We start from the raw sequence: 25846 nt of genomic DNA on the forward strand, positions 1-25846 counted from the left end.
GTTACCGGGCGTTGCAGCCCGCATCGCGAAACTGGCCGATAACCCTGCTCACCAACTCGCGAGAGGGAGGTGGAGTATCGTGGTGCTTGTAGTCGAGTCCCATCGCCTTCCATTTGAACGAACCCATCTGATGGAAGGGCTGCACCTCGACCCATTCGACGTTCCTCATGGGAGCGACGAAGCGAGCGATGCCTGCGACGTTTTCCGGGTGGTCGGTGGCGCCGGGCACAAGGGTGAAGCGCACCCAAACGGGCTTGCCAATCGACGCAAGCCGCTGGGCAAAGCGCAGCGTCGGCGCGATGTCCCGCCCCGTCACCCTGCGATAGGTGTCGGGATCGGAGCTTTTGATGTCGAGCAGCACGAGGTCGATGGTATTCAGAAAGGCATCGTCGGCGCGATCGCCGAGGAAACCGGATGTTTCGATGGCCGTATGCAGGCCCATTGCCTTGGCGCCTGCGAAGATACGCTTGACGAAGGCGAGCTGAACCATCGCTTCGCCGCCCGATATGGTCAGTCCGCCTCCAAGGCTGCGCAGCGATGGAGCGAAGTCGCCCAGGCGACGCAGCACCTGTTCGGCCGAAACGTAGGTTCCGTCCTTGAGGTGCCACGTGTCCGGGTTATGGCAATAGGTGCAGCGGAGCAGGCAGCCGGAGACGAACAGCACGACACGCAGGCCCGGACCGTCGTAGCGCGAGGACGTCTCGTAGGAATGGCAGTAGCCGAATGCGCCTTCCTCGTCCTTGAACTTGTCCTCATCGGGCGCGTCGGGCGAAGCGCCCGTACGCAGGTCGTGACGGCTTCCCGATTCGAGTGCCTGCGGGGTCGACATCGCTGCCCCCGGCTCAGATCTGGCCGTGGAAGGTACGGCTGATCACATCTCTCTGCTGCTCCGGTGTCAGTCGAACGAAATTGACGGCATAGCCGGACACGCGGATCGTGAGCTGCGGATATTTGTCCGGATTCTTGATCGCGTCTTCCAAGGTCTCCCTGTCGATCACATTCAGGTTCATGTGGAAGCCGCCGCGCCCGAAATAGACGTCGAAGGCTTTGGTTGCCTCATCGATCAGTTGGGCTTCGGAAAGATGTGCTTTCTGTGGGGCGACCGACACGGTGTAGCTGATGCCATCGAGAGAATCCTTGTAGGGAAGCTTTGCCACCGAGAGACATGACGCGAGCCAGCCGTGGCTGTCGCGGCCATGCATCGGATTGGCACCGGGGCCGAACGGCTCGCCCTCGCGGCGGCCATCCGGCGTATTGCCGGTCGCCTTGCCGTAGACGACGTTGGAGGTGATGGTAAGAACACTCTGCGTATGCGTCGCATTCCTGTAGGTTGGATGCTTGCGGATCTTTGCCATGAACCGCGTTACAAGCTCGGATGCGATCTGATCAACCCTGTCGTCGTTGTTGCCGAATTGCGGCGTCGAGGCGTTGCCCTCGTTCTGATAATCGACAACCAGCCCAGTGGCGTCGCGGGTTACGCGGATCTTGCCGTATTTGATCGCGCTGAGACTGTCGGCCACCACCGAAAGTCCGGCGATGCCGAAGGCCATCGTGCGGAGTATGTCGCGATCATGGAGCGCCATCTCTAGGCGTTCGTAGAAGTACTTGTCGTGCATGTAATGGATGCAGTTCATGGCATGCACATAGGTCTTGGCGAGCCACTCCATGGTGGTGTCGAACTTCGCCATGACGTCGTCATAGTCGAGGAAGTCGCCGGTTACCGGCATGGTCCGGGGCGCGACCTGATCGCCGGAGACCTCGTCGCGGCCGCCATTGATGGCGTAGAGCAGGGCCTTTGCGAAATTCACCCGCGCTCCGAAGAACTGCATCTGCTTGCCGAGCCGCATCGCCGAAACGCAGCAGGCGATCGCATAATCGTCGCCCCAGTACGGACGCATCAGATCGTCGTTTTCGTATTGCAGGGACGAGGTATCCTTGCTGACCTTGACGCAGAAGCGCTTGAAGGCCGGCGGCATATGGTTGGACCACAGCACCGTGATGTTCGGCTCAGGTGCCGGTCCGAGATTGTAGAGGGTATGGAGCATGCGGTAGCTGCTCTTCGTTACCAACGCTCGCCCGTCGAGATCCATGCCGCCGACGCATTCGGTTGCCCAGTAGGGGTCGCCGCTGAACAGCGCATCGTAGTCCGGCGTACGGAGGAAGCGCACGATGCGCAGCTTCTGCACTAGCTGGTCCCACAGCTCCTGTGCGCCCGCCTCGTCAAGGGCGCCTTCCTTCAGGTCACGCTCGATGTAGATGTCGAGGAAGCTCGAGATGCGCCCGATCGACATGGCCGCGCCATTGGCTTCCTTGATCGCACCAAGGTAGGCGAAGTAGGTCCACTGGAACGCCTCCGCCGCATTCGTTGCGGGCTGGGTGATGTCGTAGCCGTAGAGCTTCGCCATCGACGCAAGATCCTGCAGCGCCCGCATTTGCTCCGCGAGCTCTTCGCGCTGGCGGATCACTTCGTCCGTCGGCCACATATCGTCGATCTGGGCCCGCTCCTGGCGCTTGGCCTCGAGCAGGCGGTCGGTTCCGTAGAGTGCGACGCGGCGATAGTCGCCGATGATGCGACCACGGCCATAAGCGTCGGGAAGTCCGGTGATGATGCCGGACCTGCGGCAGTTCATGATTTCGGACGTATAAGCGTCGAATACACCGTCATTGTGCGATTTGCGGTACTTGGTGAAGGCTTCGTGCACTTTTGCATCGGGCTCGAACCCGGCCGCCTTGAGGCCTGTTTCCACCATGCGCAATCCGCCGAACGGAAAGATTGCCCGCTTGAAGGGCTGGTCGGTCTGAAGGCCGACAATGATCTCGTTATCGCGGTCGATGTATCCTGCCTGGTGCGCCAGCATGGTTGACGGATTCTGCGCATCGACGGCGAGGACGCCCTTTTTTCGTTCTTCAGCAAAATAGGGCTGCATCTTGGCCCATACCGCCTTGGTGCGCTGGGTAGGGCCCGCCAGGAATTTTTCGTCACCGCTATAGGATGTGACGTTTCGGACGATGAAGTCGCGTACGTTGATCGTGGAGGACCAGTCGCCCGGTTGGAACCCCCTCCAGCTATCCGCCTTCGCGTCCTGCTTGAGCGCTGCGCTGCCCTTCATAGCGTGTCTCCCTGGCCAAACGATATTGTTGACCTGGCCTGCAACCGACCTGAAACGGTGCATCGGGCGCGCCAGGCTGTTGGCTCAAGGTAGAGACACCGAACCGACGCTCCTCTTGATCTATGTCAAGCTCCGCCGGCCTTGGTCTCGCGCCAGCGGAAGCTTTGGGAGACTTCGGGCTTTGCTCGTCACTTCGCGGTGGCGTGCCGGGAGAGACGCATTCGTTGACCTAGATCAACGTCACCCTCAGCACGCGCTTCGATCAATAGCCGAGACTGGTTGAACGCCGCAGGTCAAACTAGGAGTTTCTCTTCAACCATTCTGCGGGACGTCGAATTTCGTGAGATCGGAGCGCGCCAATGAGTGCCATGCCAGCAGCAGCGAGTGGGACGGGATCAAAGTATGACCGCCTGATTGCGGCGGCGAAAAGCGTCCCTTCGGTTTCAACCATCGTTGTGCACCCCTGCGACGAAAGTTCGCTGCGTGGGGCGATCGAGTCGGCGGAAGCCGGAATCATAAAGGCGATTCTCGTTGGTCCCGCGGCCAAGATCAAAGACGTCGCTGCCAGGCACGACCTGAACATCTCGGGCTACGAGCTCGTCGATACGCCGCCAACGGAGGCCGCTGCGGCCACCCGAGGCGTCGAGCTGATCCATGAAGGCAGGGGTGAGGTGCTGATGAAGGGCAGCCTTCATACCGACGAGATCATGCGCGCTGTCACCGCAAAGGTGGGCGGGCTGCGCACTGAGCGGCGGATCAGCCACGTATTCATCATGGATGTGCCGGCCTACACAGATACCGTGTTCGTAACGGACGCGGCGATTAATATCTTCCCAGACCTCGACGCCAAGCGGGACATCATCCAGAACGTCGTCGATCTCTTCAACCAGGCCGGCTTCGGCACGACCCCACGGGTCGCTATCCTGTCAGCGGTCGAGACTGTCACCTCGAAGATTCCGTCCACCATCGAGGCTGCGGCGCTCTGCAAGATGGCAGACCGCAAGCAGATCACGGGGGCGTTGCTCGACGGGCCACTCGCCTTTGACAATGCCATCGATATGGAGGCGGCGCGGATCAAGGGCATCAAGTCGGAAGTGGCTGGCCGAGCGCAGATACTGGTCGTGCCCGACCTCGAATCCGGCAATATGCTGGCGAAAAACCTCGCCTATTTCGCCAAGGCTGATGGCGCCGGCATCGTGCTGGGTGCGCGCGTGCCGGTCGTGCTGACGTCACGGGCGGATTCCGCGCGGTCGCGCATGGCTTCCGCCGCCGTGGCGGCCCTCCAAGCCGATGCCCGACGGCGCAAGGCGCCAATTGCAGCAGCGTGACCGCCATGGATACGATCCTCGTCGTCAATGCCGGCTCCTCCAGCGTGAAGTTCCAGATCTTCGCGGTAGAAGGCGAGGGCGCCTTGCGTCGGCAGGTCAAGGGGCAGATGGACGGCATTGGCAGCCGGCCGCGATTGCGGGCCAGCGGCCCTACCGGTGATCCGCTGGCCGATCGGGCCTATCCGATCGAAGCGGTTGCCGACGTCCCAGCCGCAATGGCGGTCGCAGGTGCCTGGCTGCGCGATGAACTCAATATCAACCCGATTGCGGTTGGTCATCGCGTCGTCCATGGCGGGCCAGATCATGCGCAGCCGGTGCTGATCGATCATGCCGTGGTGTCGCGGCTCGAGCGTTACGTCTCGCTGGCGCCGCTGCACCAACCGCATAACCTTGCACCGATCAGGACACTGCTGAACAACTTTCCGGCGCTGCCGCAGGTCGCCTGTTTCGATACCGCGTTCCACCGCGACCATGATGCGCTCGCGGATCATTACGCGATACCGCACCAGCTTCATTCCGAAGGCGTCAGGCGCTACGGCTTCCACGGCCTGTCTTACGAGTACATTGCAAAGCGCCTGCCGGAGGTCGCACCCGACATCGCTGGCGGACGGGTGATCGTGGCCCATCTTGGCAGCGGCGCCTCGATGTGCGCGATGAGAGGCGGCAAGAGCGTCGAGAGCACGATGGGCTTCACGGCGCTCGACGGGCTTGCGATGGGAACACGGCCCGGCCAGCTCGACCCTGGCGTCGTGCTCTACCTGATCGCGGAAAAAGGTATGTCGGCGTCGAATGTGCAGAACTTTCTGTACCGGGATTGCGGCTTGAAGGGCCTGTCGGGTGTCAGCAACGACATGCGGGAGCTAGAGACCAGCGGGGATCCGCGGGCAGCATTTGCGATCGATTATTTCGTCTACCGGATCGGTCTCAATGCGGGCATGTTGGCGGCCGCCCTGCAGGGGGTCGACGGCTTTGTGTTTACAGCCGGGATCGGCGAGAACTCGGTCTCCATCCGTGCGCGCATCGCAGAGAAACTGGGGTGGCTCGGCGTCGTTCTCGATGCGCACGAGAATGCCCGCCACGCCACCAGGATATCGCACTCCGACAGCCGCATTCCAGTTTATGTCGTGCCAACAGACGAAGAGCTGATGATTGCGCAGCACACGCTGGCGCTGCTCATGAACCGGCAATCGCCAAATCAGAAACGCGAGAGAGTGTCATGAACATCCCGGTTTTTCCCGAGACCAAGGTCGCGCTGAAAGGCAAGAAGGGGTTGGTCGTCGGTATCGCCAACGACCAATCCATCGCGTGGGGCTGCGCCAAGGCGTTTCGTGCGCTGGGTGCCGACCTTGCGGTTACCTATCTGAACGAGAAGGCCAAGAAACACGTCGAGCCGCTGGCCAAGGCGCTGGAATCGCCGATCTTCATGCCGCTAGACGTCATGGTCGAGGGTGAGACCGAGAAGGTATTCGAGCAGATCGAGAAGGAGTGGGGGCAGCTCGACTTCCTGCTTCACTCCATTGCCTTCTCGCCCAAGGGTGCGCTGCATGGCAGGGTGGTGGATGTCGATCGCGAAGGATTCCAGAAAACCATGGAGGTCTCGTGCTGGTCGTTCATGCGGATGGCGCATTTGGCGGAACCGCTGATGAAGAACGGCGGCACGATATTCACCATGACATATTACGGCAGTCAGATGGTGGTGAAGAATTACAACGTGATGGGGGTTGCCAAAGCCGCCCTTGAAGCTGCGGTGCGCTACATCGCGGCCGAGCTCGGCCCCAAGGGCATTCGCGTCCATGCCATTTCGCCGGGACCGCTGGCGACCCGCGCGGCATCGGGTATCCCGGAGTTTGATGAACTGATGGACAAGGCGCAGTCGCAGGCGCCGACGCGCAGCCTGGTCAGTATCGACGACGTCGGGAAGGCGACCGCTTTCCTTGCGCTCGATGGCGCCAAGCTGATCACGGGCAGCGTGCTCTACATCGACGGCGGCTACCACATCATCGATTGAGGCGTCGCCTAGCGGTAGTGCAATCCAATCACCTCGGCAACGCAGGCTGGGCGCGGGCCGCCCTCGATCTCTATCACCACGCGGTAATGCACCCGCAAGCCATTGGGCGGCACGTCCTCGGCCTCGGCAATGCTGATGCGTCCACGCAGTTTCGAGCCTACCGGGACCGGCGAGAGATATCGGATGCGGTCGGCGCCGTAGTTCAAGGTGTTCTTCAGTCCCCTGAGGCCCATCACCGAGCGGATGAACATCGGCGTCAGGCTGAGCGAGAGCAGGCCGTGCGCGATGGTCTTGCCGCCTGGCATCTCCGTCTTGGCGCGTTCCTGGTCAACATGGATCCACTGCTCGTCGCAGGTCGCTTCCGCAAACTTGTTGATGCGGTCCTGCGTCACCTCAATCCATTCGCTGGTGCCGACTTCCGTGCCGACGGCCGCCTTCAGTTCTTCGAACCCGTTGAATATTCGCATGGCTTCGATCCGCTTTGGCGCTTCACAGCTTCATTTCCGGCACCATGTCCGGAATGGCGAGTTCGGCTTCCGTCACCGCTAGCACCTCGGCGATCGTCAGGCCGGGCGCCGTTTCCATGAGCGTTGCCTTGCCGCCGGGAAAGGCGATGACGGCGATGTCGGTTACGACCATGTCAACGGGACGTGCCGATGTCAGGGGCAGGCTGCATTTGCCAACAATCTTCGACTTGCCCTTGGCGGCGTGCTGCATAGCGATGATGACGCGCCTGGCGCCGCTCACGAGATCCATCGCGCCGCCCATGCCCGGTACCATCTTGCCCGGGATCATCCAGTTGGCGAGATGACCGCCGGCATCGACCTGCAAGCCCCCCAGCACCGTGATGTCGACGTGACCGCCGCGGATCAGGCCGAACGACATCGCGCTGTCGAACGTCGCCGCGCCGGGCAGGGCGCTGATCGGCTTGCCGCCGGCGTCGGTCAGGAGCGGATGTGCCATGCCCTGCTCGGGTATCGGTCCGGTTCCGATCAGCCCGTTCTCGGACTGGAAGAAGACTTTCAGCCCTTCGGGCACATGGTTGGCAACCAGGGTTGGAATGCCGATCCCGAGGTTGACGAGGTTGCCGGGGCGAAGCTCCTGCGCCACGCGCCGGGCGATGATGGTTTGTGCATCCATGGGTGGTCACCCGTTCGCAACGAGGTAGTCGACCAAGGGGCCGGGCGTGACGACATGATCAGGTGCGATAACGCCGACCGGCACGATGTGCTCGGCCGTGACGATGACGGTATCGGCGGCCATCGCCATCACGGGATTGAAGTTGCGCGCGGTCAGCGCATAGGAGAGATTGCCGACATAATCGGACAGAAAGGCGTGTACCAGCGCGAAATCGGCGCGCAGCGCGGTCTCGAGCAAAAACGTCTTGCCGTTGACCTCGATCTTCTGCTTGCCCTGCTCGACAAGGGTGCCAACCCCGGTCGGCGTCAGCACGCCACCGAGGCCGCAACCGCCGGCCCGGATGCGCTCGACGAAGGTGCCCTGCGGAATCAGATCCACCGTGATCTCGTTGGCCAGCATCTGCTGCTGCGCCTTCGGGTTCAGCCCGATATGGGTGCCGATCATCCTCGACACCTGTCCGCCTTCGAACAGCTTGCCGACACCCTTGCCGGGGACAGCCGCGTCATTGCTGATCAGGGCAATGCCGGTTTTCTTCTGCCGCACCAGCTCATCGAGCAGGCGTTCCGGCGTACCGACGCCCATAAAGCCGCCAACCATGATGCTCGCGCCGTTGGGGATCATCGCTACTGCTTCTTCGGCGGAAACGGACTTCATGTTCGGACTCCGGCTAGCGATCGGAGGTGCGGTTTCCGGAGAATGTCGCCGCGCCGCCGGCCGGGACCTTGATCTGCATCAAGGCTCGCGATTGCACACCGAACAGCGCATCGGATCGCTCGGACATGGCCTTGACGCGGGTTGCCGGAGCGCAGGTCGTTCTTCAAATTGCAGCGTGCGAGCCGGGCGGAACCATGTACAGCGTCATCGCAAATATGACGTATATGAACACCAGCAAAGCGCCGATAAACCATGCCGAGCGCCCGCTATTGGTAATGAAGCACGCCGTCACGGTCGCGATCATCACCATAGTCACGGCGCCCGGCCAAAATTGCAGATCCATTGGCTTGGGACCGACCAGGTAGCTCAGAAGCACGAGAACCGGCGCAACGAACAAAGCTATTTGAGACGCGCTCCCCAGCGCTATTCCCACGCTCATGTCGAGACGGTTTTTGCGCGCTGCTGAGAATGCAACGGCCATTTCAGCGGCGGCGCCTACAATTGCAACGATGATGAATCCGACGAACGCCGGACTCAAACCCAGGGTCTCTCCTGCTTTCTGCACCGAACCTACGAATATCTCGCTGACCAAGGCGACCAGCACGGTGACGCCAATAAGCGTGCCAACTGCCAGCCCAAGCGGCCACTCGACTTGGCTCGCCTTGCTATGATCGTCGCTTCCGAACAGCTCCTTGTGCGTCTTGAGCGAGAACAGTAGCCCAAGTCCATAGGCAGAGATCAGCAGCACAGCAAGACCCACGCTGAGCCGCTGCGCCATCGTCTCTCCGCGCGCCAGATCGAGCTCGGCAACTGCTGCCGGAGCCAGGAGGGCGATGGTTGCCATCAATAGCAGTGCGGAATAGAGCCTTCCGCCGGCCCGGTTGTAGTCTTGAACGTGATGGCGGAGCCCGCCCAGCAGGAAAGATGCTCCCAACATGAACAGTGAGTTGGTTACAATGGCGCCTGCGATCGATGCCTTGACCAGCATGTATTCTCCGGCGCGAAGGGCGGCGACGGCGATGATCAGCTCGGTCAGATTGCCGAGCGTTGCATTGAGCAAGCCGCCTATTGCATCTCCTGTTCTGGCAGCGACGCTCTCGGTTGCGTGGCTAAGGAGTGCTGCAAGTGGAACGATGGCAAGGACGGAGAGCACAAACAGGACGGTGTGGGCGGACGGTGTGACAGTCTCCACCACCAGTACGATCGGTACGACAACGAGCATCCAGAGCAGGGGGCTATGCCGGAGTTCCCTGAGCAGAGGGTTCATGGTTTGCCAACTCCCGTCGCCGACAACGCGGTAAGGCCTGTCACGGTCTGAAGGGACCCTTCGTTGATGAGTTCAACCAGGGCAGGCTGGATGACGAGGCCACCAACCCCATTGATATGCATCAAACGATTTGGAGAAACGGCGGCAGCCGGGGAGTTGAGCCGCGACCCGGGTTATTGCGCGGGCTAGGCAGTGGCGGCCGAGCGCTGTGCGATTGCGACCAGGGGGACCAAAAGACCGCGATTGTTGGCCTTGATCTGAATCAAGCCGGTCTGGAGCCAGCCGCAGAATTCTTGCTGTCGGCAGACATCAAGGGGGGCCGCGTGCGACCCATTCGACAGCTCCTAGCGGGAGAGGATGAAATCCAGCTCGCGGTCCGGCTCGCGCTTCTAGCGCTCCTGATCTACTGGTCATTCGTCGTGATGCGCCCCTTCATTCCGATCCTCGCCTGGAGCGTGGTTCTGGCGGTGGCGCTTTACCCGGTCTTTCGTTGGCTCTCTGGTCTGCTGGGCGATCGCCCGAAACTTGCCGCGACCTTGCTGACCCTCATCAATCTCGGCATCGTCATCGGTCCTGCGACGTGGCTTGGCCTCGGCGCCGTGGAAGGACTTCGCGGCTTTGCGGCGCAACTGGGTGCCGGCACGCTCGCCATTCCGTCGCCGCCCGCAGGCGTCAAGGACTGGCCGATCATCGGCGCGCAACTCTATGCCGTGTGGGACCAGGCCTCTACCAATCTGCGCTCGGCGTTGGGCGAGTTTGCTCCGCATTTGAAGCCACTGGCCGGCACAATGCTTGGCCTCGCTGGCGGCGCCGGGGTCGGCACTCTCAAGTTCCTTGTCGCGGTCACGCTGACCGGCTTTCTGCTTCCGGCAGGGCCCCGGCTGGTGGCCGCCAGCCAGCGTTTCCTGTCCCGCGTGGTGGCCGAACGAAGCGAGAATTTTCTGGTGCTGGCGGGCGCAACCATCCGCTCGGTAGCACAGGGCGTAATCGGCATTGCTGTCGCGCAGGGGCTGGTGATCGGAATCATCCTGAAGTTTGCCGACTTCCCTCGGGCGGGATTGCTGGCCTTTGCGGTGATGATGTTCGGAATCCTTCAGATCGGATCCGCCATCATCGTGATCCCGGTTCTCATCTGGGTCTGGGCAACCAGCTCCTTTGCCGCGGCACTCCTGATCACGGCGTGCCTGCTGCCGGCCTCCCTCGCCGACAACGTATTGAAGCCGATCGTAATGGGGCGCGGTCTGACTACGCCATTGCTTGTCATCTTCTTCGGCGTCATCGGCGGCACGTTGGCGCACGGCATTGTCGGCCTCTTCATTGGGCCGATCATCCTGGCGGTGGCTTGGGAATTGCTGACAGCATGGGTGCGCGAGGACGAGGTGAGGATGGTGCCCGAAGGAGACCCGGTCGCGAAAACGACTGCGACGCAGAGCAGTGGGACAGCGTGATGGCAGGTCAGCTCCTGGTCGGATTCCTCGTCAGCATGATCAACATCATGATCCATGCCATGGCGACTATTGGCGCCATCAGTGTCGGCCGCGCCGTCGGCTTGAAACATACTCCGACGCCCCGACTGCACCTAATGACCGTCATGGTTGCCACGGTCGTGGTGCTGACGTTCGCGCATGGCCTCGAGGTAACTGCCTGGGCGTTTTCCTACGCCTTGGTCGGTGCGGCTCCAGAGGGCAGCGATCTGCTCTACTTCGCTTTCGTCAACTATACGACGCTCGGCTATGGCGACGTCACGCCGGTCAAGGCGTGGCAGCTCCTTGGCCCGATGGCTGCGATGACTGGTATCCTGATGTTCGGCTGGTCGACCGCGGTGTTGTTCGAGGTGCTGATGAAGACTCTGGCGCATCTCGATTCAATTGCTGCTCCCGGGACGCCGTTCAGTTCTGCAGATCGAAGCTAGCCAGTTTCTCGCGGTCACGCAGTACGATCTGGCGCTGCGTGTTGCCGACGAAGCCGAGAATGTCGAGATCGTGCAGGCGTGACAGCGCGCGCGACACCGTTTCCAGCGTCAGCCCGAGATAGTCCGCGATATCGCGCCGGCACATCGGCAGGGCGAGGACGCCGGCAGCCGTCGACCGCCGGTCCATTTCGATCAAGAACGCGGCGACGCGTTCGAGCGACGTCTTGCGTCCGAGCAGCAGCATGTGGTCCTCGGCGTGCCGCAAGTTACTCGTGGTCATGTTGAGCAGATTGCGCGCAACCGTCACATCGCTCTCGGCAACGAGTTCAAGGCTCCGCCGCTTCATCAGTCGGACGGTTGTGTCGACAATTGCTTCTGCGGTGAAGCGGTGATCGGACCCAATCTCCAGACCGAAAATATCGCCGGCGAGATGGAAGGCGCCGATCTGGCGTCGTCCATCGGAGAGCAGCTTGTAGCTCCGCACCGCGCCGGTCACCACCTGGTAGACGTAGTCGGCCGGCTCCTTCTCGCCGAAGATTTCCGTCCCCTTTTTATAGCTGAATTCATTCAGGAAAATTCTGATCGGTGCACTGCTGCGCGGCTTGGAGTCGGTGAAAATGCCAGGAAAATCAGCGGATACGGTGCTTGATCGGGCTAACATAGGCCACCTTCCCTGCTCGATGGCGTCGTGGCGGTCGCTTCGATCTTTCGCAAGTCTGGAATCGACTTCGCTGTTACATTGCGCAAAATCCGCTCACCGGGCGGGACATTGTCTTGATCTGCGCCTCGGGGTCCATTGTCCCTAGGGACAGGTCAGCGGGAAATGCGTCAATATGGCTGCCGGGGCTACTCCGCTTCGGGAGCAACTTCAGGTTCTCGATCGAGCAAGCTGGTGCTAGCTTGGTCCACAATTGCTCGCTGTACCGCGTCATGATTAGAATTGTCTTGCTTATTGTTGGCTTACTCGCAGTGCTGGCGCCGACTTGCCTTTTGGCGCAGGACGGCCGGCCGCATTCCGTCCTTGTGCTCGACCAGTCGAATTTGCGTGGGCCGTTCTATTATCAACTGTCTTCGGGGCTGCGGGAAGTGCTGGATACCGAAGGGCAGATCACCGTCTATGGCGAGAATCTCGATCTGACGCGTTTTGGTGGTGCCGCCTATGAGGAGAGCCTGAAGCGGTACCTCAAGGAAAAATACCGGGACCGGTCGATCGGCGTCATCGTGGCAAACGGCGCCGGCACGCTCGACCACACATTGCGCTGGCGTGAGGAATTATGGCCCGGCGTACCGGTTGTTTTCGCCATGTTGGAGGTGACCCAATTGGCCAAGCTCGGCCGGCTGGCAAACGTCACCGGCGTGGCCATAAAAAACCCTCTGGCCGATGCGATCAAGACCGCGCGTACGGTGGTCCCTGGCCTCGACACGATCGTCCTGGTCGGCGATAGCTGGGATCGGCAGTCGCTGTTCCGACACTGGGGTGAGGAGATTCCCACTGCGACATCCGGCCTGATGGTGATCGATTTGGTCGGGCAGAAGATGTCGAATATCCTTAAGCGGGTTGCCGAACTGCCGGAGCGGAGCGCCATCGTCTATTCCGGCGTATTTTCCGATGGTGCAGGTACATACTATCCGGCGGCAACCGCTATGAGATTGATCGCCGAAAAGGCGAACCGTCCCATCGTGGTTGGAGCCGAGCCGCTTTTGGCCGCAGGCGCGATCGGCGGATACAGCCTGATTGCGAAAGAGATCGGCGCAGAGGCGGGCAGACTTGCGTTGCGCATTCTCAACGGTGAGCAGGCAGGGAATGTCCCGCCGGTTACACAAGAGTCCAAGCCGCTCTTCAACTGGAAACAGATGCAGCGCTGGAACGTCAGCGAGTCGAGCCTGCCCGAGGGCAGTGAGATTCGTTTCCGCGAGCCGACTTTTCTTGAACAGTATCGCTGGGAGAGCATGGCCGTCGCATCTGCGATACTGATCCAGGCTGGACTGATCATATTCCTATTGCATGAGCGGCATCTGCGGCGCAATGCCGAAGTGGAGTCTCACGAACGGATGTCGGAGCTCGCGCATGTTAACCGGCAGGCAACGACCGGCGAATTGTCGTCGTCGATTGCCCACGAGCTCAATCAGCCGCTGGGATCGATCCTCACCAACGCCGAGACTGCCGAACTGATCCTGAAATCGGATAAGCCCGACCTCGGAGAGATCAGGGAAATTCTCGCCGACATCAAACGCGACGACCAGCGCGCCGGCGAGGTGATCCGCCGCTTGCGCGGTTTCCTGAAGCGGACGCCGTTCGAGACGCGGGATATAGATCTCAACGAGGTCATGGGCGAGGCGTTCAAGTTTTTATCCGTCCAGGCATCGGCGCGCAATGTCGCTTTATATCTGCAGACGGCGCCGGGTGCGCTGCGCATCAAGGGCGACCCAATCCAGCTCCAGCAGGTCATTCTCAATCTGGTCGTCAACTCCATGGATGCGATGGCGACGATTCCCTACGGCCGCACGGTGATCGGCCGCACCGAATTAAATGGTGGCTCGTCGGCCGTGATCTCAATTTCCGATTCCGGACCCGGAATTCCGGCTGACAAGCTCGCCCAGGTGTTCGATCCTTTCTTCACCACCAAGGAAAAGGGCATGGGAATCGGTCTTTCCATTGCGCGCACCATCATTCTTGCCCACAAGGGGCAGATCTGGGCCGAGAACCAGAGCGGCGGCGGTGCGGCATTTCATTTCACCTTGCCGCTGGTCGCATAGGAGGGGGGTATGCCGGGCTGCGTTCATGTCGTCGACGATGATGCATCCTTCCGCACAGCGATCGAGCGCCGGCTGACCCTTGCTGGTTATCAGGTTGCGACCTATCCGTCGGCGCAGCAATTGCTCGATTCTCCTCCCGATGAGAACGAGCTTTGTTGCATCCTGCTTGACGTGCGGATACCCGGCTTGAGCGGGCCGGAGTTGCAGGGGCGCCTCAACGCGCTCGGCTCAACCCTGCCGATCGTATTCCTGACAGGGCATCCCGACACGCCGACGACCGTGCGGACCATCAAAGCTGGCGCGGAGGATTTCCTCACCAAGCCAGTCGAATCGGAAGAGTTGCTTGGCGCCATCGAGCGGGCGATGGCCCGGCACGCCGCCGTGCGGGGTGAGCAGCACAGGCTGGAGGAGATGCGGGCGCTGCTGGCCGCACTGACGGCGCGTGAGCGGCAGGTGTTCGGTCTCGTCGTGCGTGGCAAGCTCAATAAGCAGATCGCGCATGAACTGGGAACGACGGAGCGCACCATCAAGGCGCATCGCCATCAGGTGATGGAGAAGATGAAGGTGCAATCTCTGGCCGAACTCGTCACGATGGCGGAGCGGCTTGGCCTGCTCAGCTAGTGGATCCCGATCGCACCTAAAGGTTGTGTACTGAGGTACTGCAGCTATGATGCGGTGTCCGAAAGGACAATATGAGAGCCCTTTGCGGAGCGTAGCCTTTGGTGACGTATCGGTTGGGGTGACCTCGCGGACCGCAGGCGGACCCACGAGGATTCTTTCGGAACCGAAGTCCATCTTGAGGGTTGGCGGTCATCCCGGCTGTTGTCCCGACGAACTGTTGGAATGAACTGAAAGCAAGCACCTTGGACCAGCGCAAAGTCGTTTTTGTCGTTGACGACGACCCATCCATGCTGAAGGGCGTGCGCCGGCTGCTCAAACAGCACGGTTTTGACGCCGTGCCGTTCGAAACGGCAAAGTCCTTGCAGGACCACGACGATTTCGCGCAGGCCTGTTGCCTCGTGCTCGATATCAATCTCGCCGACGGATCGGGCATCGAACTGCGCCACCGCCTGGCGGAAGCAGGCGTGTCCCTGCCTGTGATCTACATCACCGGGAACGACAGTGATGCGACGCGTATGGCTGCGATGGCTTCCGGCTGTGTCGCCTATCTGACAAAGCCGTTCCTGGCGCAGTCGCTGATCGAGCCGATCAAAAAGGCAGCCGCCGGTCTCGCATAGACCTGCCGCCGGCCTTCTCCCTCACTCGTCGATGCTCTGTTCGAAGACCTTTGTCGGCGCTCCTTTGCGCGCCGCGGCGAACTGATTGAGCGGCAGTGTTGTCGTGACTGCGAGCATGTTGGTATCGACGACCTCAACGGCGAGATTGCTGCCGCTCTCCAATTCGCGGAGCAGCTCCTGCTTGGCGACGTCGCCGGCAATGCAGGTGTTGGTCAGGCACCAGGTGTAGGGAATTTTGTGCGCCATGCCTTTGTCGACCGTGAGTTTGGCACCTGCCGGTATGTAGAGCCCGACGGGCAGGAACGCTTGTAATCTTGCGGTGTCGTCACCTTCGCGCTCCACAATGTAGACGCGCACTGCGATCTGGCCCGTTTCGAAATGGCCAGCGATCGTCGTACGGCAGACCATCTTCGCGCCGCCCGGCTTGAAGCAGACTTTCTCCCAGTCACCATACTTGATGGCGCGGGCTTCGCGCTGGCCGCGCACGGCGAATTCGTCAGCGGCAGGTTTGGCGGCCTGTTGCGCCATTGCCCGGTCAGCCGCCGGGAAGGCAAGAGCAATACCGAGGAGCATGCCAGTCACCAGTGAATGCTGCATTGTCCCTCACTTGTGCTTGTCCAGGAAGGCGCTGACGAGCGGCGACCAGATCGGAACGGCATCCGCCGCGCCGATGAAGAAATGACCGTCGCTGCCATGTGGCGGAAAGAGGTGATATTCGGCATTGCCGCCTGCACCGGTAAATGCCGCGTGCATCCGCTTCGACAGTTCGGGGCCGAAAAAGGTGTCGTTCTCGATATAGAGCCAAAGCATCGGTACGCGGGAGGTGCGGCCGAAGACGCCGGTTGCCTCGACCAGGTTGTCGGGGCCGCAATTGTCATTCGGCTTGCCGTCGACGCGGCCGCCGCGCCCGGCCGCAAAAACGATGATCGCCTTAACAGGCGGCGGATTGACGCTCGACAGCGCGATCGAACCCCAGCCGCCGGCGGATTGGCCGATCACGATGACATGGTCGGGCGCGATCCGCTTTAGCGTGCTCATGTATTCGATGATCCAGAGATTGAGCTGGGCCGCTGCAAGCCCGGCATCGCGAAAGTTCGGATTGCTGCATTTGCCGATCTTGGAGAAGAACGCGGTGAACAGGCCTGCTTCCGGCACGTCGATGGCGGCCGCGCCATAGCCGGGGCCTGAGGGCGCTACCACCATATAGCCGCGGCGCGCGAACCACATCGCGGCGTCGCGGAATTCAACCAGCGGGAAGAAACCGCGCTGAACTGGATCAAGCGAGACGCCGTGGTTCATGATGGCGAGCGGGAAGGGGCCGTCGCCGACCGGGCGCACGACATAGGCGATGGTCGGCGTGGGAAGGGGTAAGGCCCACACCTCTTCCTGTAGCCGCGGTGGATCATCGGCCGCTGCCGCGAGCGAGGCCCTCGCCACAGCCGCCGCGATGATGAGGAACCTCCACACACGGCAGTGCATGCTTTGCGCTCCGGCCAGAGATCTGCACACGAGTCTTTGCTGCCAGCGCGATGAAACCTTGATCTGGATCAACGGACCCAGCACGATCAGCAGCACGTTGCCGGTAGACGAGATTTTCGAACCGGGGCGGGCATGAAATCGAGCTGGCCAGGATTTTTTCCGCCCGCCGAGTGGCTCACTGGCTATCGTTCCTCTTGGCTGCGTCCCGACATCATCGCAGGCGTCACGCTCGCAGCCTATGCAATCCCGGTCTCTCTGGCTTATGCGGCGCTTGCCGGCCTGCCGCCGCAGGTCGGGGTCTACGGCTACATGCTCGGCGGCATCGGCTATGCGCTGCTTGGCTCCTCCAGACAACTGGCGGTCGGTCCGACCTCTGCGATCTCGCTAATGATCGCCGCAACTGTTGGGCCGCTCGCCGCCGGCGATGGCGTGCGCTATGCGCAGATCGCGAGCCTCGCCGCCATTGCGGTCGCGTTGCTCTGCTTCATCGCATGGCTGTTCAGGCTCAGCATGTTGGTGCGCCTCGTCAGCGACAGCATTCTCGTAGGCTTCAAGGCCGGGGCAGGCCTCACCATCATCATGACCCAGTTGCCGAGCCTGTTCGGCGTTGCCGGCGGCGGGCGTCACTTCTTCGACCGCGCTGTCAAGCTGGCCGGGCAGCTCGGCGATATGCACCTGATCGTACTGGCAATCGGTCTTGTAGCGATCGTGCTGCTGCTGCTGGGCGCTCGGTTCTTGCCGGGAAGACCCGTCGGGCTCGCTGTCGTGATCCTGTCCATCCTCATGGCGACAATCCTTGGGCTGCCGGCGCTGGGCGTTGCAGTAACCGGAGAGATACCGAAGGGACTGCCTGGTCTCGCCATGCCGACCTTCGGCCTGCTGGAGTTTGACGAGTTGTTTCCGCTCGCCGCAGGCATCCTACTATTGGCCTATGTGGAGGGCGTCTCGGCCGCGCGAAGCTTTGCGGCCAAACATGGCTATCCCCTCGATGTGCGGCAGGAGTTTTTGGGCTTGGGCGCCGCAAACCTCGCGGTGTCGCTGGGGCATGGTTATCCAGTCGCGGGCGGATTATCGCAGTCCGCGGTCAACGATCAGGCAGGAGCCCGCACGCCGCTTGCGTTGGTCATCTGTTCGGCCACGCTGGCGATCTGCCTGCTCTTTCTTACCGGACTGCTGACGAACCTTCCCAAGGCGGTGCTGGCAGCGATCGTTTTCACCGCGGTCTACAAGCTCGTCGATGTCGCAGCACTCGTCCGCATGTGGCGGATCAGCCGCATCGATTTCTATGCTGCGGCGATCGCGCTGGTTTCGGTGCTGCTGCTCGGCATCCTGCAGGGCATATTGCTCGCCGCGCTCGCTTCGATCTTCCTTCTCCTGGCACGCGCCTCGCAGCCCAACGTGGCATTCCTCGGCCGGCTACCGGGGACCGGGCGTTACGCCGATAGCGCCCGGAATCCGGATGTCGAGCCGCTCGCCGGCATCATCGCGTTCCGCCCCGAAGCGTCGCTGCTTTACATCAACGCCGAAACCGTCCTGGAGACGGCGCTGGCGAGAGTCCACGCCGCACCAGATACCAAGTTGGTGGTCTGCGGCCTCTCGTCTTCACCCTTCATTGATCTCGCGGGCGCCAAAATGCTGCACGACCTTCATGGCGAACTGTCCGCTCGCGGCATCGCGTTCCAGATCGTCGGCGCCCGCGGACAGGTCCGCGATGTCTTGCAAGCAGACGGGCTGGCGGAAAAAACCGACAGCGCCAATTGGACCCGACGGATGGACAGCTTGCTCGGTGATCTCGGGGACGGCTGACCTTGCTGCGCTGCGCCGTGCGCGAAACGCGCTGAACGTGCGGCATCGCTCTCGGGGTCGACATTTGTTGACTTGGATCAATGTTCGCCACCATGGCCGGCACGAGCATCATCGCATCGATCAGTTCTGCAACGGCCCGTTGTGGTCCAGGCTTGAAGCCCGAAGAGGAAACGTTATGAAGAAATATCGGATACGAATGATGCTGGCGGCTGTGCTCGGAGTTTTGGTTTCGGCATGCCTTACGGCGCCGGCTGTGGCTGAAGTCGGCCAGGTGAGCGTCGTTTTCACCAAGGGCGGATTTATCGTCGGCGTCGGCGGCGGGCAAGGTGTGCTGACCTTCCGCGGCAAAAGGTATCCCTTCACGGTGTCAGGCATGAGCGTCGGCTTCACGGTCGGTGCTTCGACCAGCAAGCTCGTCGGAAGGGCGTTGAACCTACGCAGCCCCGGCGATCTGGCCGGCAGCTATGCGGTTGGCGGAGCAGGCGGTGCGCTCGCAGCGGGCGCCGGCGGCGTGCAGTTGCAGAATGCCAAGGGGGTGATCCTGCAGCTCAGTGGACCAAGGGTTGGCGTGGAAGCCTCTGCCGCCGTGGGCGGCGTTACAATCGCGATGCAATGAGTAGCGTGGCGGGAGCCGTCTTGCGCGGCTCCCCGCCTGCCGCCTAGTAGCGGTCCTCGACGAACTTCATCCCGCGCAGGCTCGACTGGTCGTTGTAGCGTCCTTTATTGGACCGCTTCGGCAGCTCGACCTTATCGCGCTTTATCTTCTTGTACGGAATTGTCGTGAGGATGTGCGATATGACGTTGAGGCGCGCGCGCCGCTTGTCGTTGGAGCGGATCAGCCGCCAAGGCGCTTGCTTGGTGTCGGTCGCCTTGAACATCATGTCGCGCGCCCGCGAGTAGTCGTACCATCGCCCGAACGACTCGGTGTCCATGGGGCTGAGCTTCCACTGCCGCAACGGGTCCTCGATGCGGGCCTGGAAGCGTACTTCCTGCTCTTCCATGCCGACCTCGAGCCACAGCTTGATCAGGATGATGCCGCCGTCAACGGCGAACTTCTCGACTTGAGGACACAATTCCAGAAAGCGCTTGTGCTCCTCCGGACTGCAAAACCCCATCACATACTCGACGCCGGCGCGATTGTACCAGCTACGGTCGAAGATCACGATCTCGCCGCCGGCGGGGAACTGCTCGACATAGCGCTGCAAGAAGAGCTGGCTCTTCTGCCGGTCGGAAGGGGTGGGTAGGGCGCACACACGGAACACCCGCGGGCTCACCTTTTCGGTAAGGGCCTTGATGGTGCCGCCCTTGCCGGCGGCGTCGCGACCCTCGAACAGGATGATCACCTTCAGTTTTTGCGTCTTCACCCATTCCTGCAAACGGCAGAGCTCCACCTGCAGTTTGCGCAGCTCCTTTTCGTACGCCTTCCGCTTCATCTTCGGCGGAGCGTCGTCCCTGGCCATGCTATGATCCTCCGTTCGACTGCGATCGGGCGCGGAACGGCTAGCCGTCCCAGCGTATCGTGATAGCGATGTCGCCCGGCATGCCGCCCGGAAAATCGATGATCTGATAGCTGATCCGGTAGCCGCGGGGCTGCAGATAATCGCTCCAGAGCTGGTAGATTTCCTTTGGAATTCCGGTGAGCGTCTTTTCCCACCCTGCTTCCATCTGGTTGATGGCGCGGCCACGGTCGGTGCACAGCGAGTTCGGGAAGCGGTAGACCTGCACTTCGGTCAGGCCATTGCGCACCGCGCGCTGGATCACGGTAGAGGCGAGCTGCACCTTCTCATCCTCGGACAGGCCGGATGGCTGGCTGAGCTTGTCAATCAGAGCTCGCTTCTCGGCTTCGGCCGCCGCCAGGCGCTTGGCATGCTCCTCAGCCTTCTGGGCCTCTTTCATGGCAGCTTGTTTCTGGATTTCCTTCGCGTTGGGGATCAGGTCGTCGATTTTGGGCATGGAAGCCTCTCCTGAATGACCGTGTGCCGCTTCTTGCCCTCTAACGTTAGGGCCGCGGTGGCGCGGCACCTCTTGATCCAGATCAAGCATCGTCAGGGCAGGGGCCGCACTGTGCCGGATGTGACTGCGGCGCACCCGCCCGTGCGAGAGGGAGGACAGCCTTGAGCGGCCAGATGCATCCGGCAGCTCCCCATCATCTGCCGTTCTTCATTCCCGGCGCCGACGGCTCAGGCACCCTGATGGCGGTGATGGGAGTTTTCTCGTGGCGACCGTTATGTGGGTAGGCAATCTGTATTTGCCTGGAGCGGGCATTGAGGAGAAAGCGATGAAATCGACGTACACAAATGCAGCGCTTTCGGCATTGCTCGCAGGCGCGTGCTTCTTCATGCCTGGCCCTGCCGTAGCTTTCGACCTCAACGGCGCCTGGGTGAGCGATGCCGAGAACTGCGCCAAGGTCTTCGTTCGAAGGGGCACGCAGGTGACCTTTGCCGACATGTCGGACGTTTATGGCGGCGGTTTCATCATCGAAGGCGACCAGATCACCGGCAAGTACGCACGCTGCCGAATCAAGGCGAAGAAGAACGAAGGCGCGAACATCAATCTGCTCGCGGCCTGTGCTTCCGATATCATGCTGCAGAATGTGCAATTCAGTCTCAGGGAAGTTGATGCCAACACCGTGATCCGGATGTTCCCGGGCATATCAGGCATGGAAATCAAGTATGCGCGCTGTCCCGTGTCTTAGCCGATAAGAGCAGCTTGATTTATGTCAAAGGTGGTCCCCACGGATGCGCGCTCAATGGCGCGCATTCAGGGAGGAGCACAAAATGACCCAGGGATCACATCTTCGGACCATGATCCGAGTTTCGGCAGCAACCGCCGCTATCGCCATTCTATCGGTCGCAGCAAGCGAGAAAGCACGCGCCGACGATCCCGCCAAGGTATTGAAAGCGATGTCCGATTATCTGGCGGGCCAGAAGTCGCTCTCGGCGAAGTTCGACAGCGATGTCGAGGTGGTCACGCCAGAACTGCAGAAGATCCAGTTCACCAGCTCCGGCGAGATGAAGATGAACCGGCCCGACAAGCTGCGTGTCCGCCGTACCGGCGGCTATGCGGATGTCGAACTGGTCTACGATGGCAAGACAGTTTCACTCTACGGCAACAACGCGAAAGCCTATGTGCAGGCCGATGTTGCCGGCGGTACCGACAAGATGATTGACACGCTGCACGGCCATTCGAGCGCTGGCTTGCCCGGCGCGGACCTTCTGCTGTCCAATTCATACGACGAGCTGATGGCCAATGTGATCCAGGGCAGCCATATCGGCCAGGGCGTGGTGGATGGTGTCGAGTGCGAGCATCTGGCCTTTCGCGGACCTGATACCGATTGGCAGATCTGGATCGAGACCGGCGCAAAGCCTGTGCCGCGCAAATATGTGATTACCAGCAAGACCGTCACCGGCGCTCCGCAATACACGTTGAGGATCAGGGACTGGAAAACGGACGCCATTGCCGAAGCGGACTTCACATTCAAGCCGCCGGCCGATGCGACTAAGGTCGCGCTCGATTCCACAGCCATGGTCGAATTCGACGAGATTCCCCCCGGCACACCCGCAGGAGCAAAGAAATGACCGTCTTGCCACGCAAGCTGATCGTACCCGTTGCCGCTGCTGTCGCGCTCGCCGGCGGCTTGTTCTGGAACGGAGAGACGACCATCGATACGGGCCTGATGTCCTCTGCCGAGGCGCGCATCGGCCGTCCGTTGACGCCGATGAGCTACGCCGGCGTGGCACGCCGCACGACGCGCCGTGCTGTCGCTGTTGGCGCGGGCGCGGCCGCTGCCGGAGCCTATTACGGGTCGGGCTGCGTCCAGGCCGTCGACGCCTACGGCCGGGTCGTCACGCGCTGTTAGAAACGGTAATTCGCTGCCGTCGAGCCGCGGTTCGCCGCAGTTTCCTCGCACGTTGAATCGTGCTGCACCGGCTGGAAAACCTGATCCACGACCGCCGGATCGCTCTTGCGGTGCAGCAGAAGGGCGTGCCGCGCGAGTTGAGCGGGATTCCTTTGATCTTTGTCAAACCTCCGACCGGCGCACGGTCCGAGGCTTCCATCCAAGGTCAGGAATGGAGGCCACGATGTTTCGTTGCGACAAGATGCTGCTGGTGCTTACACTGCTATTGACTGTTCCCGTCACCGCACCGGCGCAAATACCCGCTAGTCCGCCTGCACCGAGCCAGACGCCTGTACAGCCGCAAGCCGAACAAACTTTGTTGAAGCCCGAGCAACTTGAGGCTCTGGTCGCACCGGTCGCGCTTTATCCGGATGAGCTGCTTGCCAACGTGCTGCCGGCGTCGACCTATCCGCTGGAAGTCGTGCAGGCGGATCGCTGGGTGAAGGCGAACAAGACGCTGAAGGGCGATGCGCTGAAGAAGGAGGTCGACAAGCAGGCCTGGGACGAAAGCGTCAAGGCGCTTGCCAGCACCGCAGACGTGCTTGCGATGATGAGCGACAAAATCGATTGGACCAAGAGTTTGGGCGATGCGGTGCTTGCGCAACAGCCCGATGTGATGGACGCGATCCAGCGGCTGCGCACCAAGGCCTATGACAATAAGAAGCTTGTCACCACCAAGCAGCAGAAAGTCAGCGTCCAGACGCAGGAAAACAAGCAGGTCGTCGTCATCGAGTCGGCCGATCCGGAAACACTCTATGTGCCGTACTACGATCCGGCGACGGTCTACGGAGCGTGGCCCTATGCAGAGTATCCGCCGTATTACTTCGGATATCCACCTTACATCGGGGCGGGCGTGATCGCGACAGGCCTCGCCTTTGGCGCCGGCTGGGCTATCGCCCGCTGGGGAAATTACTGGGGTGGCGGCTGCAACTGGGGCAATCGCAACCTCTACGTCAATCATTTCAACAGGGTCACCAATGTCGGGAACAATTGGCAGCATAACCCGGCGCATCGGCAGGGCGTGCGTTACAGCAACGCCAACGTTCAGCAGCGTTTCGGCAACAACAATCTGAAGGCCGGCGCCTCGAACCGAATGGATTTCCGCGGGCGCGACGGGCAGCAGGTGCTTCGTCCTGGACAGGATCGCCCCGGTGGTGCCGATCGCGCTGGCGATCGTGCAGGTGATCGCATCGGCGATCGGGCAGGCGACCGCGGCGGCGATCGCGTAGGAGATCGTGGCGGCAACCGGCCGGGCGCGGCGGATCGTGCCAAAGGTGGTGGCGATCGCGCCAAGGCCCGCGGCGGAGATCGCGCCAAGGTTGCCAATCGCGGCGGCGGCAGCGCCGCGCGCGGGGATCGTGGAAGCGGCCGCGGCGGGGCAATGAATGTATCGTCGGGCAGGGCTGCCGCTGCGCAATCCGCTCGCGGCCGGGCAAGCATGGCGAGCATGGGCCCACGTGGCGGCGGTCCGAGCTTTGCGGGACGAGGCGGGGGCGGCTTTGGCGGCGGAGCCGCCATGAGAGGTGGCGGCGGCTTTGGCGGCGGCGGCGGTTTTCGCGGTGGCGGACGACGCTCCGACATCGCCCTGAAGCACAGCATCGTTCAACTCGGTTATCTCGCCAATGGCCTCGGCTACTATCGTTTCAGCTACCTCGGCAGCACCAAGGCCTATGTCGGTGTGATGGCCCAGGAAGTCGAGCGCGTGATGCCGGAGGCAGTGATGCGCGGCAGCGACGGCTATCTGCGCGTCTACTACGACAAGCTCGGATTGAAGCTGCGCACTTACAGTGAGTGGCTCGCTTCGGGCGCAAACATTCCTGCACAATCGGAGGTATCGCGATGATCACGATCGGGCCGTTCCGGTTGGACCGCGCTGCTGCAGCTTGTGTCGCCGCCGCAATCGCGCTGGCTCTCTTGATGTCGCCTGCGCATGCACAGCAGGCCTTTCCGACTCCAGAAGAAGCCGCCGCAGCGCTGGTCGCAGCCGTCAAGACCGGCTCCAAGAGGGCCATGCTCAGGGTTCTTGGCAGAGAAGCCGAGGAGATCATCGCATCCGGAGACGATGTCGCAGATGCGGAAACACGCGCGAGTTTCCTGAAGGCGTATGAAGCCAAACATTCCATCAAGTCGGAGGAAAACAAGAAAGCGACATTGATCCTGGGCACGGACGATTTTCCGTTCCCGATCCCGCTGGTCAACAGCAGGGATGGCTGGGAGTTTGATGCAGCCGCGGGTCGCCTCGAGATCCTCTATCGCCGCATCGGTCGCAATGAAGCCGATGCGATTCAAACCTGTCTCGCTTTCGTCGACGCCCAGAACGAATATGCGGACAAGGACCGCGGTGAAGGCGCAGGCGTCTACGCCCAACGCATCGCCAGCAGTCCGGGCAAGAAGGACGGTCTGTTCTGGCGTGACGATCGCGATCCAAGCCCGCTCGGCGAACTCGCCGCGCAGGCCTCGGCCGAAGGCTACAAGGCCGGGACCGAGGGCGGCGCGCCCTATCATGGCTACTACTATCGGATATTGAAGGGACAGGGTCCCAACGCGCCCGGCGGCGCACTGAACTATGTAGTCAAGAACAAGATGATCGGCGGATTTGCGCTCATCGCTTATCCTGCGGAATACGGCAATTCGGGCGTCATGACATTCCTGGTCAACCACGCGGGCACCGTTTATCAGAAGGATCTCGGCCAACGCACCTCGATGAGCGCAAAGCGCACGTTCCTGTTTGACCCCGACCAGACCTGGAAGAAAGTCGACGTGGGCAATCCCTGAAGGTGGAGCGAGTGGATGTTGACGCCCATGCTTCGTTGTGTCGCGATCGCGCAGTTTGCGTTTGTTCTGCTTCTGCCACCGCCGTCGGTCGCGCAGGCACCAGGCTACGTGCGCGTCAATTTCGTGAAGGCTGGATTGGTCGCTGGCGTGGGCGGTGGACGCGGCGTACTCTCCTATCGCGGCCGCAACTACCACTTCACGGCAACCGGCCAGAGTCTCGGCATCACCGTGGGCGCAACGGCCAGCCGCCTGGAAGGATGGGCCTCCGGCATACGCGACGTCAGGGACTTCGCCGGCACCTACAGTGCGGTCGGAGCGGGCGGAGCGTTAGTGGGCGGCGCGGGCGGCGTCAGTCTGAGAAATGAAAAAGGGATTGTGCTCGATCTGAAAGGCCCGAAAGCAGGCCTGGAGTTTGCCGCGAACCTGAGCCGTATCACGATTTCACTCAGGTAGATGCCATGGACGGCGCGTTCG

Annotated in this window: 28 protein-coding genes; 17 read left to right on the forward strand and 11 right to left on the reverse strand. The window is 61.6% G+C overall.

Annotated elements, in window-relative coordinates:
• Position 1: 1 nt before the first annotated feature.
• On the reverse strand, positions 2 to 829 hold the full coding sequence (pflA, locus tag LMTR3_RS29720; protein WP_065748498.1) for a pyruvate formate-lyase-activating protein: 828 nt from the start codon (positions 827 to 829) through the stop codon (positions 2 to 4).
• A 13-nt stretch (positions 830 to 842) separates the two neighbouring features.
• Positions 843 to 3110: a formate C-acetyltransferase gene (gene pflB / locus LMTR3_RS29725; RefSeq protein ID WP_065748499.1), complete on the reverse strand. Its 2268-nt coding sequence runs from the start codon at positions 3108 to 3110 to the stop codon at positions 843 to 845.
• A gap of 359 nt (positions 3111 to 3469) precedes the next feature.
• Here pflB and LMTR3_RS29730 point away from each other — a divergent pair, with 359 nt between their 5' ends.
• The 3 genes from LMTR3_RS29730 to fabI are packed head-to-tail and all read left to right on the forward strand — an operon-like array spanning position 3470 to position 6446.
• On the forward strand, positions 3470 to 4438 hold the full coding sequence (locus tag LMTR3_RS29730) for a phosphate acetyltransferase (RefSeq protein ID WP_065748500.1): 969 nt from the start codon (positions 3470 to 3472) through the stop codon (positions 4436 to 4438).
• A 5-nt stretch (positions 4439 to 4443) separates the two neighbouring features.
• Positions 4444 to 5658: an acetate/propionate family kinase gene (locus tag LMTR3_RS29735; RefSeq protein ID WP_065748501.1), complete on the forward strand. Its 1215-nt coding sequence runs from the start codon at positions 4444 to 4446 to the stop codon at positions 5656 to 5658.
• Positions 5655 to 6446, forward strand: a complete 792-nt coding sequence (gene fabI / locus LMTR3_RS29740) for an enoyl-ACP reductase FabI (RefSeq protein WP_065748502.1) — start codon at positions 5655 to 5657, stop codon at positions 6444 to 6446. The genes LMTR3_RS29735 and fabI overlap by 4 nt, the downstream gene beginning before the upstream one ends.
• An 8-nt stretch (positions 6447 to 6454) precedes the next feature.
• On the opposite strand, the gene LMTR3_RS29745 is transcribed toward fabI, so the two are convergent.
• The 4 genes from LMTR3_RS29745 to cax all read right to left on the reverse strand — a co-directional run bounded on the left by LMTR3_RS29745 (position 6455) and on the right by cax (position 9507).
• Positions 6455 to 6913: a MaoC family dehydratase gene (locus LMTR3_RS29745; RefSeq protein WP_065748503.1), complete on the reverse strand. Its 459-nt coding sequence runs from the start codon at positions 6911 to 6913 to the stop codon at positions 6455 to 6457.
• A 22-nt stretch (positions 6914 to 6935) separates the two neighbouring features.
• Positions 6936 to 7586, reverse strand: coding sequence for a 3-oxoacid CoA-transferase subunit B (locus tag LMTR3_RS29750; RefSeq protein WP_065748504.1), 651 nt, complete (start codon positions 7584 to 7586; stop codon positions 6936 to 6938).
• A 6-nt stretch (positions 7587 to 7592) separates the two neighbouring features.
• Positions 7593 to 8240 (reverse strand): CoA transferase subunit A, encoded by a 648-nt coding sequence (locus tag LMTR3_RS29755; protein WP_065748505.1) that lies wholly within the window; start codon positions 8238 to 8240, stop codon positions 7593 to 7595.
• A gap of 163 nt (positions 8241 to 8403) precedes the next feature.
• Complete coding sequence (gene cax, locus LMTR3_RS29760) at positions 8404 to 9507, reverse strand: calcium/proton exchanger (protein WP_065748506.1); 1104 nt, start codon at positions 9505 to 9507, stop codon at positions 8404 to 8406.
• A 323-nt stretch (positions 9508 to 9830) separates the two neighbouring features.
• On the opposite strand from cax, the gene LMTR3_RS29765 reads away from it, so the two are divergent.
• Both LMTR3_RS29765 and LMTR3_RS29770 read left to right on the forward strand, forming a co-directional pair.
• The gene (locus LMTR3_RS29765; RefSeq protein WP_245320041.1) at positions 9831 to 10955 is read left to right on the forward strand and encodes an AI-2E family transporter; all 1125 of its coding nucleotides are present in this window, start codon (positions 9831 to 9833) and stop codon (positions 10953 to 10955) included.
• Positions 10955 to 11419, forward strand: a complete 465-nt coding sequence (locus LMTR3_RS29770) for a potassium channel family protein (protein ID WP_065748507.1) — start codon at positions 10955 to 10957, stop codon at positions 11417 to 11419. Before LMTR3_RS29765 ends, LMTR3_RS29770 begins: the two co-directional genes overlap by 1 nt.
• Here LMTR3_RS29770 and LMTR3_RS29775 read toward each other — a convergent pair.
• Positions 11397 to 12080: a helix-turn-helix domain-containing protein gene (locus tag LMTR3_RS29775; RefSeq protein WP_065748508.1), complete on the reverse strand. Its 684-nt coding sequence runs from the start codon at positions 12078 to 12080 to the stop codon at positions 11397 to 11399. The two genes, LMTR3_RS29770 and LMTR3_RS29775, sit on opposite strands and share 23 nt — an antisense overlap.
• 284 nt (positions 12081 to 12364) lie before the next feature.
• On the opposite strand from LMTR3_RS29775, the gene LMTR3_RS29785 reads away from it, so the two are divergent.
• From LMTR3_RS29785 to LMTR3_RS29795, 3 genes are all read left to right on the forward strand, one after another.
• The gene (locus LMTR3_RS29785; RefSeq protein WP_176722022.1) at positions 12365 to 14176 is read left to right on the forward strand and encodes a sensor histidine kinase; all 1812 of its coding nucleotides are present in this window, start codon (positions 12365 to 12367) and stop codon (positions 14174 to 14176) included.
• Between the two features lie 9 nt (positions 14177 to 14185).
• Positions 14186 to 14797 carry a response regulator transcription factor gene (locus LMTR3_RS29790; RefSeq protein WP_065748511.1) on the forward strand — a complete coding sequence of 204 codons (612 nt, stop codon included), beginning with the start codon at positions 14186 to 14188 and terminating at the stop codon, positions 14795 to 14797.
• A gap of 182 nt (positions 14798 to 14979) precedes the next feature.
• Positions 14980 to 15414 (forward strand): response regulator transcription factor, encoded by a 435-nt coding sequence (locus tag LMTR3_RS29795; protein WP_349643827.1) that lies wholly within the window; start codon positions 14980 to 14982, stop codon positions 15412 to 15414.
• A gap of 21 nt (positions 15415 to 15435) precedes the next feature.
• Here LMTR3_RS29795 and LMTR3_RS29800 read toward each other — a convergent pair whose 3' ends face one another.
• Together LMTR3_RS29800 and LMTR3_RS29805 are read right to left on the reverse strand one after the other, a co-directional pair.
• On the reverse strand, positions 15436 to 15987 hold the full coding sequence (locus LMTR3_RS29800) for an invasion associated locus B family protein (RefSeq protein ID WP_245320042.1): 552 nt from the start codon (positions 15985 to 15987) through the stop codon (positions 15436 to 15438).
• Between the two features lie 30 nt (positions 15988 to 16017).
• The gene (locus tag LMTR3_RS29805) at positions 16018 to 16893 is read right to left on the reverse strand and encodes an alpha/beta hydrolase family protein (RefSeq protein ID WP_065748641.1); all 876 of its coding nucleotides are present in this window, start codon (positions 16891 to 16893) and stop codon (positions 16018 to 16020) included.
• A 132-nt stretch (positions 16894 to 17025) separates the two neighbouring features.
• Between LMTR3_RS29805 and LMTR3_RS29810 the strand changes: the two genes are divergently transcribed.
• Positions 17026 to 18699, forward strand: coding sequence for a SulP family inorganic anion transporter (locus tag LMTR3_RS29810; RefSeq protein ID WP_065748513.1), 1674 nt, complete (start codon positions 17026 to 17028; stop codon positions 18697 to 18699).
• Positions 18700 to 18874: 175 nt separating this feature from the next.
• Positions 18875 to 19315, forward strand: coding sequence for a hypothetical protein (locus LMTR3_RS29815; protein ID WP_065748514.1), 441 nt, complete (start codon positions 18875 to 18877; stop codon positions 19313 to 19315).
• A gap of 43 nt (positions 19316 to 19358) precedes the next feature.
• On the opposite strand, the gene ppk2 is transcribed toward LMTR3_RS29815, so the two are convergent.
• Entirely contained in the window at positions 19359 to 20159 is an 801-nt protein-coding gene (ppk2, locus tag LMTR3_RS29820; protein WP_065748515.1) for a polyphosphate kinase 2, read from the reverse strand.
• Positions 20160 to 20199: 40 nt separating this feature from the next.
• On the reverse strand, positions 20200 to 20652 hold the full coding sequence (locus tag LMTR3_RS29825) for a hypothetical protein (RefSeq protein ID WP_065748516.1): 453 nt from the start codon (positions 20650 to 20652) through the stop codon (positions 20200 to 20202).
• A 161-nt stretch (positions 20653 to 20813) separates the two neighbouring features.
• On the opposite strand from LMTR3_RS29825, the gene LMTR3_RS39895 reads away from it, so the two are divergent.
• From LMTR3_RS39895 to LMTR3_RS29860, 7 genes are all read left to right on the forward strand, one after another.
• The gene (locus LMTR3_RS39895; protein ID WP_283809332.1) at positions 20814 to 20936 is read left to right on the forward strand and encodes a hypothetical protein; all 123 of its coding nucleotides are present in this window, start codon (positions 20814 to 20816) and stop codon (positions 20934 to 20936) included.
• A 41-nt stretch (positions 20937 to 20977) separates the two neighbouring features.
• On the forward strand, positions 20978 to 21394 hold the full coding sequence (locus LMTR3_RS29830; RefSeq protein ID WP_065748642.1) for a hypothetical protein: 417 nt from the start codon (positions 20978 to 20980) through the stop codon (positions 21392 to 21394).
• Between the two features lie 82 nt (positions 21395 to 21476).
• Complete coding sequence (locus LMTR3_RS29835) at positions 21477 to 22277, forward strand: DUF2092 domain-containing protein (RefSeq protein ID WP_084029886.1); 801 nt, start codon at positions 21477 to 21479, stop codon at positions 22275 to 22277.
• Positions 22274 to 22558 carry a hypothetical protein gene (locus LMTR3_RS29840; protein ID WP_065748518.1) on the forward strand — a complete coding sequence of 95 codons (285 nt, stop codon included), beginning with the start codon at positions 22274 to 22276 and terminating at the stop codon, positions 22556 to 22558. The genes LMTR3_RS29835 and LMTR3_RS29840 overlap by 4 nt, the downstream gene beginning before the upstream one ends.
• Before the next feature lie 223 nt (positions 22559 to 22781).
• Complete coding sequence (locus tag LMTR3_RS29850) at positions 22782 to 24440, forward strand: DUF3300 domain-containing protein (protein WP_065748643.1); 1659 nt, start codon at positions 22782 to 22784, stop codon at positions 24438 to 24440.
• Positions 24437 to 25372, forward strand: coding sequence for a DUF2950 domain-containing protein (locus tag LMTR3_RS29855; RefSeq protein ID WP_065748520.1), 936 nt, complete (start codon positions 24437 to 24439; stop codon positions 25370 to 25372). The genes LMTR3_RS29850 and LMTR3_RS29855 overlap by 4 nt, the downstream gene beginning before the upstream one ends.
• Before the next feature lie 15 nt (positions 25373 to 25387).
• Positions 25388 to 25825: a hypothetical protein gene (locus LMTR3_RS29860; RefSeq protein ID WP_084029887.1), complete on the forward strand. Its 438-nt coding sequence runs from the start codon at positions 25388 to 25390 to the stop codon at positions 25823 to 25825.
• The last annotated feature ends 21 nt before the right edge of the window (positions 25826 to 25846 follow it).

It is taken from the genome of Bradyrhizobium sp. LMTR 3, assembly GCF_001693485.1.
Taxonomy (GTDB): Bacteria; Pseudomonadota; Alphaproteobacteria; order Rhizobiales; family Xanthobacteraceae; genus Bradyrhizobium.